The 12,782-nt window shown below is 69.0% G+C and carries 14 protein-coding genes and 1 tRNA gene; 8 read left to right on the top strand and 7 right to left on the bottom strand.

The genetic code is table 11. The features are described from left to right. Nucleotides 1–14: 14 nt before the first annotated feature. On the bottom strand, nucleotides 15–1,160 hold the full coding sequence (locus ACCO44_RS14620; protein WP_372467096.1) for an AI-2E family transporter: 1,146 nt from the start codon (nucleotides 1,158–1,160) through the stop codon (nucleotides 15–17). Nucleotides 1,161–1,231: 71 nt separating this feature from the next. Next, nucleotides 1,232–2,146 carry a mechanosensitive ion channel family protein gene (locus ACCO44_RS14615; protein WP_372467095.1) on the bottom strand — a complete coding sequence of 305 codons (915 nt, stop codon included), beginning with the start codon at nucleotides 2,144–2,146 and terminating at the stop codon, nucleotides 1,232–1,234. A gap of 157 nt (nucleotides 2,147–2,303) precedes the next feature. Between ACCO44_RS14615 and ACCO44_RS14610 the strand changes: the two genes are divergently transcribed. Together ACCO44_RS14610 and ACCO44_RS14605 are read left to right on the top strand one after the other, a co-directional pair. Next, a complete protein-coding gene (locus ACCO44_RS14610; RefSeq protein WP_262000750.1) occupies nucleotides 2,304–3,371 on the top strand; it encodes a DUF998 domain-containing protein in 1,068 nt (355 codons plus the stop codon). Nucleotides 3,372–3,519: 148 nt separating this feature from the next. After that, nucleotides 3,520–5,976 (top strand): LuxR C-terminal-related transcriptional regulator, encoded by a 2,457-nt coding sequence (locus ACCO44_RS14605; RefSeq protein WP_372467094.1) that lies wholly within the window; start codon nucleotides 3,520–3,522, stop codon nucleotides 5,974–5,976. Nucleotides 5,977–6,007: 31 nt separating this feature from the next. On the opposite strand, the gene ACCO44_RS14600 is transcribed toward ACCO44_RS14605, so the two are convergent. Both ACCO44_RS14600 and ACCO44_RS14595 read right to left on the bottom strand, forming a co-directional pair. Then, nucleotides 6,008–6,451, bottom strand: a complete 444-nt coding sequence (locus ACCO44_RS14600) for a DUF6325 family protein (RefSeq protein ID WP_136025836.1) — start codon at nucleotides 6,449–6,451, stop codon at nucleotides 6,008–6,010. Nucleotides 6,452–6,455: 4 nt separating this feature from the next. Next, nucleotides 6,456–6,842, bottom strand: coding sequence for an SHOCT domain-containing protein (locus ACCO44_RS14595; protein WP_029261891.1), 387 nt, complete (start codon nucleotides 6,840–6,842; stop codon nucleotides 6,456–6,458). Nucleotides 6,843–7,068: 226 nt separating this feature from the next. On the opposite strand from ACCO44_RS14595, the gene ACCO44_RS14590 reads away from it, so the two are divergent. From ACCO44_RS14590 to ACCO44_RS14580, 3 genes are read left to right on the top strand one after another with little or no spacing between them, the layout of a single operon-like run. Continuing rightward, complete coding sequence (locus tag ACCO44_RS14590; protein ID WP_372467092.1) at nucleotides 7,069–7,503, top strand: DUF6325 family protein; 435 nt, start codon at nucleotides 7,069–7,071, stop codon at nucleotides 7,501–7,503. Nucleotide 7,504: 1 nt separating this feature from the next. Continuing rightward, nucleotides 7,505–7,852, top strand: coding sequence for an SHOCT domain-containing protein (locus ACCO44_RS14585; RefSeq protein WP_029261889.1), 348 nt, complete (start codon nucleotides 7,505–7,507; stop codon nucleotides 7,850–7,852). A gap of 57 nt (nucleotides 7,853–7,909) precedes the next feature. Then, on the top strand, nucleotides 7,910–9,295 hold the full coding sequence (locus tag ACCO44_RS14580; protein ID WP_105709716.1) for a hypothetical protein: 1,386 nt from the start codon (nucleotides 7,910–7,912) through the stop codon (nucleotides 9,293–9,295). A 58-nt stretch (nucleotides 9,296–9,353) separates the two neighbouring features. On the opposite strand, the gene ACCO44_RS14575 is transcribed toward ACCO44_RS14580, so the two are convergent. Beyond that, entirely contained in the window at nucleotides 9,354–10,307 is a 954-nt protein-coding gene (locus ACCO44_RS14575) for an HAD family hydrolase (RefSeq protein ID WP_372467090.1), read from the bottom strand. A gap of 277 nt (nucleotides 10,308–10,584) precedes the next feature. On the opposite strand from ACCO44_RS14575, the gene ACCO44_RS14570 reads away from it, so the two are divergent. The 3 genes from ACCO44_RS14570 (at nucleotide 10,585) to ACCO44_RS14560 (ending at nucleotide 11,702) form a co-directional block, all read left to right on the top strand. Further along, nucleotides 10,585–10,929: a hypothetical protein gene (locus ACCO44_RS14570; RefSeq protein WP_372467088.1), complete on the top strand. Its 345-nt coding sequence runs from the start codon at nucleotides 10,585–10,587 to the stop codon at nucleotides 10,927–10,929. Nucleotides 10,930–11,070: 141 nt separating this feature from the next. After that, nucleotides 11,071–11,403 (top strand): sugar ABC transporter ATPase, encoded by a 333-nt coding sequence (locus ACCO44_RS14565; protein ID WP_105709719.1) that lies wholly within the window; start codon nucleotides 11,071–11,073, stop codon nucleotides 11,401–11,403. Further along, nucleotides 11,403–11,702 (top strand): DUF2188 domain-containing protein, encoded by a 300-nt coding sequence (locus tag ACCO44_RS14560; RefSeq protein ID WP_081860039.1) that lies wholly within the window; start codon nucleotides 11,403–11,405, stop codon nucleotides 11,700–11,702. Before ACCO44_RS14565 ends, ACCO44_RS14560 begins: the two co-directional genes overlap by 1 nt. Before the next feature lie 101 nt (nucleotides 11,703–11,803). Here the strand turns inward: ACCO44_RS14560 and ACCO44_RS14555 are convergent. Further along, nucleotides 11,804–11,876 (bottom strand) — tRNA-Arg (locus ACCO44_RS14555). A 16-nt stretch (nucleotides 11,877–11,892) separates the two neighbouring features. Beyond that, complete coding sequence (locus ACCO44_RS14550) at nucleotides 11,893–12,708, bottom strand: SGNH/GDSL hydrolase family protein (protein ID WP_262000756.1); 816 nt, start codon at nucleotides 12,706–12,708, stop codon at nucleotides 11,893–11,895. Nucleotides 12,709–12,782: the final 74 nt, after the last annotated feature.

Here is a 12,782-nt window from a genome sequence, read left to right as displayed (position 1 = left end):
CCATGGGTGCCCTTTCATCCGTTGCCACGCGCCCGGCGACGCCGATTCCGGCCGCGCGCGACGGGACGCTGTTCCGGTTCGGGCTCCGGCGGCAGGGCCGTGTGGTCGCCGGAGAGCCAGCGCACCCACGTCGACTCAGGATCGCCCTCGAGGACCAGTGTGCGCACGAGCAGGGTGAGCGGGATGGAGAGGATCGCGCCGAGCGGTCCGATGATGAAGGTCCAGAAGATCACGGAGAAGAAGCTCAGCGTGAGGCTGAGGTCGACCGCATCGCTGACGAACTTCGGCTGCACGAGCACTTGGAGGACCACGTTGACGATGCTGTAGACCGCGACGACGCCGAGAAGCAGCGGCCAGCCCCCGACCACGAAGGCGAGGATCGCCGGGGGGATGAGCCCGACCACGAAGCCGACGTTGGGGATGAAGTTCGTGACGAACGCGAGGATCGCCCACACCACTGGCGCCGGGATGCCCATCCACCACAGGGCCAGCCCGTCGATGACAGCCACGATCGCGCCGAAGGTGGCATTGACGATGTAATAGCGCCGGACGCCGGAGTTCAGGCGGGAGATCCGCGCGAGGGCGGCACCCTTCGTCGCGCCGAACAGAGCGGGCGCTCGACCGTAACGGGCCGCATCGATCGCCATGAAGATGATGTAGGCGCAGACGAAGAACAGCGCCGTCGCGACGCTGAGGACGGTGCCGCCGATGCTTCGTGCAACGCCGAGCAGCGTCTCGGGATCGAGGACCGAGGCTGCCGCGTCCGAGGCCTCCTCGTCGAGGCCGAGTGACTGCAGCCACCCCACCACCTCTGCGGCGGTGTTCTCGAGACCGCCCTGCGACACCAGGTCGCCGATGAGTCGCGCGAACTGCGTGCCGGCGAGCCAGAGCAGAGCGCCCATCGACAGCAGTATCAGGTAGGCGACGACGATGACCGCGGTCGTGCTCGCCCACTGCGGCCAACCGCGCCGATCGAGCGGGCGGCGAAGCGGCTCGCAGATGACGACGATCACGATGGCGAGTGCGATCGGCCCGAAAAGATCACGCGCGAAGTACACGCCGGCCAGCGTGACCGCGCTCGCCGCGAGCAGAAGAAGCACGCGCAGACTGGGGGAGAGCATGCGATCGGTGGCGCGCTCGGGCGCAGGCGAGGGGTTCACGCGGCCAGCGTAGCCCGCGGTCGGACGGGAGCCCGGTCGCCTCGCGGGCGGCGGACCGGCGGCCCGGGCGATCAGAACGGCTCCGGGGGCACGAGGGGCGGGGGCCCCTGCTGCGGCATGACCACGGCTTGCAGCCCCGACGCCTCGAGAGCCTCCGCGACGCCGCGCACGGTGTCGGAGATCACGGCACTGCCGTGCAGCGGGTGGTGCCAGATCTGGAGGGTGAGCGTCCAGCGAGTGGGCGAGATCGCGGCGACGCGCACGGTCGGGTGTTCGCGGGCGTGCACGCCGTCGACACCGCTCGCCGCATCCGTGATGGTCGTGACCGCCTCGTCCAGGTCGAGCCCCGTTGACCGCGCGATGCGGATGTCGACGTCGCTTCGGCGCGCGCCGTGACGCGAGTCGTTCACCAGGACCCCGGTGAGCAGCGCGGCGTTCGGCACGTGCACCGTGCGGCCGTCTACCGTCGTGAGGATGACCGAGCGACCGTTGAGCTCCTGCACGGTGCCCCGGATCACCCCGTCGGGGCCGTCGATGCCGATCTCCTCGCCGATCTTCACCGACTGACGGGACTGGATCAGGACCCCGGCAGCGAAGTTGTCCGCGACACCGCGCAGCACCAGGACCAGGACGATCGCGGCGATGACCGTCATCGCGAGCAGAGGCTGCACGTTCGCCCCGAGGAACGCCAGCCCGACCCCGATCCCGACCAGGAGCAGCGCGTACTGCGTGAAGCGCGCAGCCAGCTGCGAGACGGAGTCGGAGATTCCCGGGGTCCGCGCCGCCAACTTCAGCACGCCCTTGCGAGCGAGCCGCGAGAGCAGCCAGCCGATCAGCACCGACAGCAGCGCGAGCACGATCTGCCACCCCGACAGGCCCTCCGGGAACAGGTCGCCCAGCGTCACGATCGCCGTCCGCTCGACGTCTGCCCCACGCTCCTCGACCTCATCCGACAAGCATGCGCGACGCGTCTCCCCGGTGCCCACGACACTCATCCTCAACGGGTGAGCACGGCGCGACACACGTGCGGCGGGGCCGGACGGCCTGCTCGGGGAGTCCATCGGCCGCGCTTCACGGCGCCGCATCGCCCCGAAGGGATGAGCCGCTCTCGCCGGTGGTGCAGCGGAGAAGGAGACTGAGCTCATGTCGTCGACGCCAGCAGGGCACGATCTCCTCACGGAAGCCCGCTCCCGCGGGGCCACACGAGAGCGCGCTCGGGAAGCCATCGGGCTCCAGATCTCGATCTTCGCGTTCGTCCTCGCCGCCCTCGTCGCACTGCCCGTGTTCCGGCTGCAGTCCGCGCCGATCGCGGGTCCCGACTCGCTCGGACAGTTCGCGGCGCTGATGTCGGCGGTGACGGCGATCGTCGTCTTCGTGCTCGGGCGTGTCATCGCGGCCGACCCGGCGCGGCGCGACCGACTCGGGGTGCTCGACATCGTCGACATCGCCGCGTTCGCCTTCGCGCACGCCATGATCGCGCTACTCGGGTGGACCCTGGCGGCGACGATCGTCGAGGCGGGACTCATCGGCGCTGCGGTGTTCCCGGTACCTGTGCTGATGCTGGCCGGTGCCGCGGCCGCATTGACCGCATACGTGACCTACTACTCCGCCACGCACCTCGACCTGCAGCTGCTGGCCACGGTTCTCGCCGTGTTCCTCGTGCTGGGAGTGCTCGCGAGCATGCTCACGGCGAGCGACCCGCAGTGGTGGAAGGAGAACCTGAGCGCTCTCGGCATGACGGACGACCTCTCCGCCCGGGCCTTCAACCTCACCCTGATCGTCGCCGGGATCCTGGTGACGACGCTGGCCCGCTACGCGACGAAGGGGATTCCGACGCCTCATCCGCGCGGGGCCGCCTCGGTGCGCACGTGCCTCGTGATCGTCGGCATCTTCCTCGGTCTGGTGGGGGTGTTCCCCGTGGATGAGCACTTCGCCCTGCACACCGGGGTGGCTTCGGGGATGGTGGTCGCCTACGCGGTGCTGATCATCGCCGTCCGGTGGTGGGTGCCGGGCGTCTCGCGCACGTTCCTGCTCGTCGGCTACGTCTTCACCCTTCTGATCCTGCTGCTCGCGGTGTTCTTCGCCGTCGGCTACTACACCCTGACCGCGGTCGAGCTGGTGGCGGGGACGGTCGTCTTCACGTGGATCATCCTGTTCATCCGCACCGCCGACGCACTCAAACGCGACGCCGGGAGAGGCCTCGCGGACTGAAAGATCACCCGGAGGATGCCCTTGAGGGCGGGGCGCCGACGCCACTAGCTTTGGTGCCATGTCGCCCCCCGTACGATCGACGACGCCGGGACCCGTGGTGCGCTTCCGCCCACCGGGGCCCCAACCGGGTGCCATCCGCCGGGAAAGGGTGAGCACCGCGATCGCCGATGCAGCGGCGATCGACCCGCTGACGGTCGTCAGCGCGCCGAGTGGCTTCGGCAAGACGACCGCGGTCGCCGACTGGGCTTCCGGGCTCGAGCAGGTCGCCTGGCTCAGCCTCAGTTCCTTCGACTCCGACCCTTCGCGTCTGACGTACGGCGTCGTGCATGCTCTGCTCGTCGGCGCCGAGCGTGCGGGGCGTCCACTCGCACTCGCGCGGGACCTCGACGATCCCGAGCATGCCTATCAGGAGATCTGCGGCGCCCTCGAGGCGCTCGACACCCCCATGCACCTGATCGTCGACGACGCGCACCGCGCCGGTGAGAGCTGGCGCACCGGGCTCCTCGGCATGCTCGCGGAGCAGGCACCCGAGAATCTCCGGGTCGTGCTGGTCGGGACGACGCTGCTCGAGGTCACCCTCTCGCGGCATCGACTCACGCATCCTGCTTCCTTCGTCGGTGTGGACACGCTCAGCTTCACGGCCCCGGAGGTCAAGCTCCTGCGCACCGCAGACGGAGCCGGGCTCGCTGCCGAGACGATCTTCGCGGAGTCCAGAGGGTGGCCGATCGCCGTGCGGCTCATGATGATCGGCGGTGCCCGACCCGACGCCCGCGCACAGAGCGCGTCGAGCTTCCTCGGGACCTACGTCCGCGAACACGTGCTCGGGGCGCTGCCGGCCGAGATCGCCGACTTCGTGCTCGACGGCAGCGTCTGCGGCGAGCTGACTCCCGAGCTCGCCGCCGCCGTGACCGAACGTCCGGATGCGGCAGAGCTGCTGGAGACGTGCGTGCGGCTCGGTCTTTTCCTCGATCGTTTCGAGGGTCCGCACGGCGTCGTCTACCGGTGGCACACCTCGTTCGCCAAGCAGTGCGCCGACATCGTCGCGCTCGACACCGCTCGGGCTGCGGCCTGCCATCGCCGCGCCGCCATCGCGCTCGAGGCGACGGACCCCACCGCCTCGATCGCGCACTCGCTTCGTGCGGGAGATGCGGAGATCGCGAGGGAGACGCTGCTGCACCACTGGCTCGGCCTCGTGGTCGGTGCCCGCGCGGCGGAGATCGAGCAGACGGCGATCGACATGTTGCGCCGTACGCCCGACGACGCGCAGGTGCTCCTGGTGCGTGCGTGCGCAAGCGATGTGCTCGGCGACCATCGCGTCGCGCGCGAGCTCTTCCGGCGCGCAGAGGCGATGATCGCGCGCACCGGCGACGGGACGGAGCCCGCGGTCCTGCAGATCGCGCGTCTGTTCATCACCGACGAGCGGTCAGAGGTCGCTGAAGCGAGTGCGAAGGTGCGGCAGATGCTCCTCGACGCGGATTCGACCGAGCTCGGAGACCGCGCGGCACTCAACTATCTCCTCGGGTGGACCGAGATCCGGCACCGCGGTAACCCGATGATCCCGCTCGAGTACTTCTCGGCCGCGGCGAGGGAGGCGCAGAGCTCCGGCGATCGCGAACTCGCGAAGCGGTCCTTGGGGCATCTCGCCTTCGGCCAGACCTGGGCGGGTCGCCTCGTCGATGCGAGGTCATCGCTGGCCGCGGCACATCATGAGGATGACGTGAGTCTTCCCTGGAGCACCTACGCCGGAGGAAGCGCCGCCGCAGCCGCCGGGTACGTCGCGTACTGGTCGGGGGAGTTCGATGAAGCGATGCGGGCTTTCGGGACGGTGATCGCCAACGGGAGTTCCGACCGTTCCTTCACCGGCGTGGCGCGGATGATGATCGCGTACACGGCGGCTGAGACCGGTGATGTCCCGACATGCCGTCGCGCGGCGATCGGCGTGCAGGACATCCCGCTCGAGGTCGTCCACGGTATCTCCTGGCCGGCATTTCGGGAATCGTCCGTCGCGGTTCTCGAGGAGGCGGTCGGTCGACAGGACCGCGCGTTGCGGATCGCCAGGAAGTACATCCACTGCCCGGACCTGCCGGTCGTGAACGTCACGCTCGCCGGTGTGCTGCGCCGCGCCGGTGACTACCCCGCAGCTCTGGAGATGCTGCGATCGCTGCGGGCGTTCAGCGAGGTGTCGTACGTGAAGACCGCGACCCTGATCACCGCCGCCGTGCTGCGCCGTCACACCGGGCACCACGACGAGGCGCACGAGTTGTGCGAAGCCGCGGTCGCGGTCGCCTCCGGGGAGAACATCCGGCTGCCGTTCGGACCGCGTGAGGCGGCGGTGCGAAAGCTGCTGGGCGAGCACGTGCATTTCGGCACGCAGTTCGAGGACTTCATCGGTCGATGCCTCGCCAACGACGCCGCCGGCTCGCTGGTGGAGACGCTCTCGGAGCGGGAGCGCGATGTGTTCCAGCAGTTGCAGACGGCGCGCACACTGCACGAGATCGCTCGGGAGCTGGCCGTGTCGATCAACACGGTGAAGACCCACCAGCGCGCCATCTACCGGAAGCTCGGGGTGTCCTCCCGCCGAGAGGCCGTGCGGACGACCGTCTGACCCCGCGCCGCGTTCCTCGCCCGCCGACGCGTCAGGGCTGGCGCAGCGCCGATGCGAGAACCGTGTTCGCGATCGAGGCGGGGATGGGTTGGGTCGCGAGGATCCGATCACCCCGACGGTCGACATCGTGGGAGAAGCGTTCACTCCAGGTCGGCTCGACGAGGATGAGTGCTGCGAGGGAGCCGATGGGGAGCCCGGATGCGAAGTGCCGGGCGTCGTCTTCGCAGACGAGACCAGGGGTGTCCAGACCGAGACCGGCGAGGGTGAACTCATCGGCGTCGATCTCGATGAGGTGCCAGTCCTCCGCGCCGAGCCGGCGGATGAGAAGGAAGTCCAGAAGGCGGATGGCGCCGCTCTCCACCTGTCGGAGCAGGGCTTCGAGGATGTCGGGGCTGAGGCGGTCGTCCTCCAGGCGCACGACGACGAATTCGACGTCGCCGAGCGCCTGCAGGGACATATCGACCACCTCAGCCACGATGTCAGCTCAGTGCGCGCGTCTTGATGGCGGCGAACTCGTCGGGAGTGATCGTTCCCGCCGCGAGGAGCTTCGACGCCTTGTCGATCTCATCGCTGGGACTGGATCCGGCGACGCTGCGGATGTAGGAGTCGGCAGCGTGCTGCTGCTCCCGGTACGCCGAGACGCTGCGTTCGCCCATTCCCTTGCCGCGTGCGATGAGGTAGACGAGCGCCGTGAGGAAGGGCACGAAGATGAGGAAGATGATCCACACGGCCTTCCACCACCCGTTGAGGGCGTGATCCCGGAACAGGTCGGCCACGATGTTGAAGAGCACCATCAGGTAGGAGATGAACACGAAGACCCAGAAGAACCACCAGATGATGTCCCAGAAGCTTTCCCAAATGGACACTTCGGACCCCTTTCGTTGAGTTACTGCGTACGGCGATAGTGACAGCGCCTCCACGGGCGCGGGAAAGCCGCTCACCCCTAGCGGGCGACCCCCGGCCCGGCAGGTCGAGCCGCCGGACGACGAGGTTCTCATCCGATCGGGGTGAGGGCGGCGATCGCCCCGATCGCGGCAGTGCGAGCATGGCCGCAGAGTCCCGGTACGTCGTCGCCGGGAGAAGGGACACTCCATGAATGACTTCCGATTCGGCCCCGCCGAGTTCTACCTCGTCGGGTTCGAGGGCGATCGTCCAGACCCGGCGACGTTCCGCGCGCTGACCGACCTCGTCGACAGCGGGGTCGTGCGATTGCTCGACTTCGTCCTGCTGTCGAAGTCGGCGGCAGGGGAAGTGGAGATCGTCGAGCTCGACACGGAAGACGACTCCCTCGGACTCGACGACTTCGAGCCGATCGCCGCCGGACTGGCCGGCGAAGAGGACGTGGAGGCCCTCGCGAGCGCTCTCGCCCCCGGTCAGTCCGCTGCCGTCGTCGTCCTGGAACTCGCTTTCGCCCGGGCCCTCGCGCAGAACCTCGCCGCCGCCGGCGGTCAGGTGCTCCGTAGTGAGCGCGTGCCGGCACCCGTCGTGAACGCCATGATGGACATCCTCGATCAGGAAGGTGAATGACATGCCCTTGAGAAGATTCGGTCGCCCGGGACTGATCGGACTGGCCGCCAGGACCGCGGTGGTGGCGGGAACGGCGTCGGCGGTCGGCGGTGCGATGTCGCGGCATCAGCAGGAGCGTGCGCAGGGCCAGTACGAGCAGCAGCAGTACGAAGCCGCTCAGCAGCAGGCGCAGGTCGACGCCGCCGCGCAGAACGCGGCAGCCCAGTATGCGGCTCCTCCGGTACAGGCGGGTGCGCCGGCCGGGACGGATGATCTGATCGCGAAGCTGCAGCAGCTGGCGTCGCTGAAGGACGCCGGCGTGCTGTCCGAGACGGAGTTCGCTGCGGCAAAGCAGAAGCTCCTGAGTTGAGAGGCCTGGCCGTCGTCGGCACACGCGAGCGACGCGACCGCACGAGGAGGAGAGCGAATGAGCGAACTGGATGATCTGCGAGCCCGGGTGCTCCTCCTCGAACAGGAGAACCAGACACTCAAGAGCGAGACTCGCGAGAAGCCTCGTCGCCGACCGGTGGGCAGGAGCATCGTCGCCGGAATCGTGCTCGCCGTGGCGGTGCTGCTCGCGCCGATCGCGGCGATGGGAACGTGGGCGCGCCTGCAGCTGGTCGACGCCGATCGGTTCGTGGCGACGTTCGCGCCCCTGGCCGAGGATCCGGACGTGCAGGACTTCGTCGCCGCTCAGGCCAGCGCCGCCATCCAGGAGCAGGTCGACCTCACGGCTGTGGTCGGCGAGGTGTTCGACGGACTACGCGAGCTCGATCTGCCGCCGCGCGCAGCATCGGCGCTGACCCTCCTGGAGGCGCCGGCGGCGAGCGGACTGACATCCCTCGTCGACGGGGTGATCCACGACGTCGTCGCCTCGGACCAGTTCGCCGATATCTGGGCGCAGTCGCTGCGCTTCACCCACGAGCGCGCTGTCGCGATCATGCAGAACAGCCCGGACACCGCGCTGCAGCTGGCGGACGACGGGGTGCTCTCGATCGACCTCGGCCTCGTCGTCGAGCGGGTCAAGTCGGTGCTGGCCGAGCGCGGTGTCGGCTTCGCCGATCTGATCCCGGAGATCGACCGATCGATCCCGATCGCCCAGGCGGACGCTCTGGTGCTCGTGCGGACCGTCTACCAGATCGCCGTCGCCGCAGGGTTCTGGCTGCCCTGGGTCGTGCTCGGCCTCGTGGTCGCCGGCATCCTGATCGCCCGGAACCGCCCGCGCGCGCTCTTCTGGACCAGTGCCGCGTTCGCGGTCGCCTTCCTCCTGCTCTCCGCAGGCATGGGCATCGGGCGGACGTTCTTCATCGGGGCCGTGAGCCCGTCGATCATGACGTCGGCCGCCGCACAAGCCCTGTTCGACGAGGTCACCTCGCTTCTCAGCTCGACGATCGTCGCGCTGGCGATGGTCGGCGTGCTCATCGCGGTGTGGGCGTGGCTCGCCGGTTCGAGCCGCAGCGCCGGGGCCACTCGTGGTGTCCTCGAGAGCGGCTTCTCCGCGGTGCGCGGGACCTGGGAGCGACGGGGCCTGTCCACCGGACGATTCGGTCTCGCGGTGGATAGGTTCCACGGACCCATCGTCATCGTCGGCATGGCTCTCGCACTGCTCATCCTGATCGTGACGCGACCCGTCTCGTTCGGGACGGTGGTCGGCGTGACGATCGGACTGATCGTCTTCATGATCCTGATCGAGCTGCTGCGGCGCCCGACCGCGGAGGCGGATCCCCTGGATGCCCCGGGGACGCCCGAGACGGATGGCATGGGGATCGAGACCGCCGACCCGGAATCTCCGGTGGTCACCGCCGCTTCGTGAGCCGCCACGCAGGAGGATGCCCGGAGAGCCGCGCTCCCCGGGCATCCTCTTGCGTCGTTCAGGCGCCGTCGACCTCGGAAGCGGCCTGGGGGAACACGGTCGCCCAGTCGTCCTTGACGCTCACGACGGTGTACCCGGCGTCATCGGCGGCAGCGAGCGCCTTCTCCGCGCCCGCGTCGTAGGGTGCGTCGCCGCGGTCGGGGTCGTCGTGGTGGATCAGGATCGCGAATCCGGGGCGGGGTCCCTTGCGGGCGAAGTCGAGCATGGCCGTGTCGCCGTTCGAGTTGCCGCCAGCGAACAGCGGCCGTCGGCCGATGCGGCTCCAGATGCGCACCGGCTTCTCGGGTCCGTCGTCGAAGAATGCGAGGGATGACGAGTACTTCACGGTCGCGTCGGCGTCGTCCCAGGTGAGACCGAAGGCCGAGCCCACGACGCGCTCCGGCGGGATGCCGTAGTTGGCCTGCGTCATCGGTCGCATGAAGTCGCGCTCGCCGCCCGACACGATGTAGCAGGTGAAGCCGTGGCGCTCGAGGTACCGAAGCAACTCGACCATCGGCTGGTACACGGCGTCGGCGTACGGCCGCTTCAGGGCCGGATGCTGCGCCGTGCGATAGAACTCTCCGACAGAGAGCGCGTAGTCCTCCACGCTCATCCCGTCGGTGAGGCCGACGAGCGCCTGGATGATGGTCTTCAGATCGGAGTCGTCACCGCTGTAGTGCTTGTCGATCGCCGCGCTCAGCCAGCCGAAGTCGCCACTCACCGCGGCGAGGTACGGTTGCCGCTCCGCGAGCTCCGGCGCGCGTTCCGCCGCTGTACGCCATTGCTCGACCACGTAGTGCAGTTGCGTGGGCATCGGCTTCTCCGACCACAGTGTGCCGTCGTTGTCGAACACGGCGATGCGCTCCTCGACCGGCACCGCATCCGGGCCCTCCGTGACGGAGGCGACGAAGGCCTCGATGTCTCTGCGCGTGCGGGTGTCGCGCCAGGAGGGGAGAGAGCTTTGATCGGTCATGTCGGGTCCTCGCGTCTCGATGAGTGGGCGGCAATCGCCTCCAGGGTCGCACCCGCGGTGTCGTCGCACAGTCATCGGTCACCCGGTGGGGGCGATGCCGTCGACCGCAGGGCCGCGATGTGTACCTCCAGCCGGGTCACCGTCGGTCGAGGATCCGCACTGAATCACCGCGAGGCCGAAATCGCAAGGGGGTCATGTGCGGGGATGGCTCCACCTAGTGTGAAAGCGCCGCCACGGACCCGGCGGCGAAGCATCCGGACGAGTCGAGGGAGTGACCATGAAGACACTCATCACCCAGGTCGGAAGCTATCTGACCGGCGACGCGACGGCCGATGCGGTGGTGCAGTACTGGCTGGCGTTGACGGAGGAGCGACGTACCGACGTCGTCGACATCCCCATCGTCGGGTCGGGCGGCGAGCGTTCGTACGTCCGTCTTGCGCTCGGAACGACGCTTCCCATCGCCGTGGTCGACGCAGGCCTGGCACCGGAGCTCGATGACGACGAAGGCGCAGCGAGACGACTGCTCGCGCGTGCGCACGCGCTCACGCCGAAGGCCGGACCGGCTTTCGAGCCGGGCGACGAGCCGGAGTCGCCGGACGGCTACGACTCCTCCCTGATGTGACGACGTGGGTGACGCGCGGGCGGTTCGGAAGATAGCCGCTTCGTCCGGTGCGCTCAACCCCCTGCTCCTCATCGTCCGGTCGGGTGAGACTGATCGTGGTCGCCGATTCGGCGACGAAGACGCCGAGACGAAGGAGGAGAGATGGAATCGACACCGGATGGCGTTTCGGAAGTCGGAGCGGATGCCGTGCAGCCGCTGCGCGATGCGGATGCCACAGCCGTCGGGGACGGCCGTGACCCGGCTCAGGCCGAGTGGGAGCAGACGACGGCGCTCGATGGAGGGGCGACCGACGATGTGCTCGACCCGGCGACCGCCACGGGCGCCGACCCGGATGAGCTCGCTGCTCCAGACGACGAGGTACCCGCGGATGACCTTCCCCGATCCGCGTTGCAGCCGGAGAGCCAGGGGGACGACCCCCTCCTTGCCGAAATCGGTGAGGACGGCGAGGGCGACCTCGGGACCGGAGACATCTGATGAACGCGCTGCGGATAGTCACGAGGTCGAAGAACGGCCAGTGGGTGAATGAGGTCGAGAGCGCTCCGGAACTCTCGCGCAGCTACAGCAGCCGCGACGAGGCGATCGAGGAGGGTGAGGCGCTCGCCGCGGAGCGCGGCGCGAAGCACGTCGTCGAAGACAGCGAGCCGACGGGAACGATCACCGACGGCGGTGCGCCGGAGGATGATGTGGCTGTCGTGGGGGAGAAGCCTTCCACCGGGGCGGGGACGGACACGACGGACGAGAACGGGTTCCCGCTGGAGAACCCGTCCGGCTGATCCGCGTGAGGGAGTGCGTCAGCCGTCGGCGTCGCCACGTGCACAACGACGAAACCCCGCCTGGATCAGGCGGGGTTTCGTCGTTGTGCAGTTGGTCTGTGTGCCCCCGACAGGAGTCGAACCTGCGACCTACGGTACCGGAAACCGGCGCTCTATCCACTGAGCTACGGAGGCGTACCGATCGACAATATCACTCGTCGGGGGTCGTCTCCGACCCACCCGCTTCGGTGACCGGCGCGGCGCGCAGCTCTTCGAGTGCAGCGGCGAGCTTCTCTGCCAGATACCGGTGGCCGTCGGTGGACGGATGCTTGCGCCCCACCTCGACGTCGATCACATCGAGGTAGTTCTGCTCGGTGATCCAGTTCCGGGCAATGGGGGAGAGGTACCACCAGCCGCGGGCCCCGGCGAGTTCGCCGAGATCCGTGTCGATGCGCGCGGTCGCAGCCCCGACCGGCAGCTCGTGCGGTGCCGGTCCCAGCACGACGATGACCGCGTCCGGATACGTGGCGGCCAGGGCGTCCCACGCCGAGGTCACGGCCTCACGGTAACCCTCGACGCCCTGTGCCCGGTCGTTGATCGAGCCCTGGATGATCACGAGGTCGGGTGCGAGCGAGGGGTCGAGTGCCGCGATGCGCTCTCCGAAGGTCGGGCCGTCGAGGCCGGGCTTGAGGTAACCGCTGCCGCGGACGCCGTTCACGATCGTCTCGCCGCCGATCAGATCGGCCAGGAGGTACGCGTAGCCGAGCGTCGGGACGGTCGCCGCCGAGCCGTAGGTCCAGCTGTCTCCGAACACCAGAACGGTCGGGTGGTCCGGCAGTGTGAGGGGAGCCGGCGCGATGGCTTCGGAGGCCGTGCCGGCGGCCGCGGCCGGGGCTCCCACGGGGGCGGCGGAGGGCGGTGGCGTCCATGGTCGCCACATGCCGACGACGCCTGCCGCGACGGCGAGGAGGAGGGCGATGGCGACCCCTGCGGTGCGCAGTCGACGACGGGTGGCGGGGGCCTTCATGGGATGAGAGTAGATCACTGCGCGCCGATTGCGAATTCCGCGCGCCCCGCGCCGTCGGACGGCCGGTCGCCGAC

Source organism: Microbacterium maritypicum, from assembly GCF_041529975.1.
Taxonomy (GTDB): Bacteria; Actinomycetota; Actinomycetes; order Actinomycetales; family Microbacteriaceae; genus Microbacterium.
The sequence above is the reverse complement of the archived record's forward strand: the minus strand, read 5'-3'. Positions and strand labels throughout refer to the sequence as shown.

Coding starts and splice junctions, on each gene's coding strand:
- ACCO44_RS14575 (WP_372467090.1), bottom strand. CDS start 10,307: ATGACCGATCAAAGCTCTCTCCCCTCCTGGCGCGACACCCGCACGCGC.
- ACCO44_RS14560 (WP_081860039.1), top strand. CDS start 11,403: ATGAACGCGCTGCGGATAGTCACGAGGTCGAAGAACGGCCAGTGGGTG.
- ACCO44_RS14590 (WP_372467092.1), top strand. CDS start 7,069: ATGAATGACTTCCGATTCGGCCCCGCCGAGTTCTACCTCGTCGGGTTC.
- ACCO44_RS14585 (WP_029261889.1), top strand. CDS start 7,505: ATGCCCTTGAGAAGATTCGGTCGCCCGGGACTGATCGGACTGGCCGCC.
- ACCO44_RS14550 (WP_262000756.1), bottom strand. CDS start 12,708: ATGAAGGCCCCCGCCACCCGTCGTCGACTGCGCACCGCAGGGGTCGCC.
- ACCO44_RS14610 (WP_262000750.1), top strand. CDS start 2,304: ATGTCGTCGACGCCAGCAGGGCACGATCTCCTCACGGAAGCCCGCTCC.
- ACCO44_RS14570 (WP_372467088.1), top strand. CDS start 10,585: ATGAAGACACTCATCACCCAGGTCGGAAGCTATCTGACCGGCGACGCG.
- ACCO44_RS14565 (WP_105709719.1), top strand. CDS start 11,071: ATGGAATCGACACCGGATGGCGTTTCGGAAGTCGGAGCGGATGCCGTG.
- ACCO44_RS14580 (WP_105709716.1), top strand. CDS start 7,910: ATGAGCGAACTGGATGATCTGCGAGCCCGGGTGCTCCTCCTCGAACAG.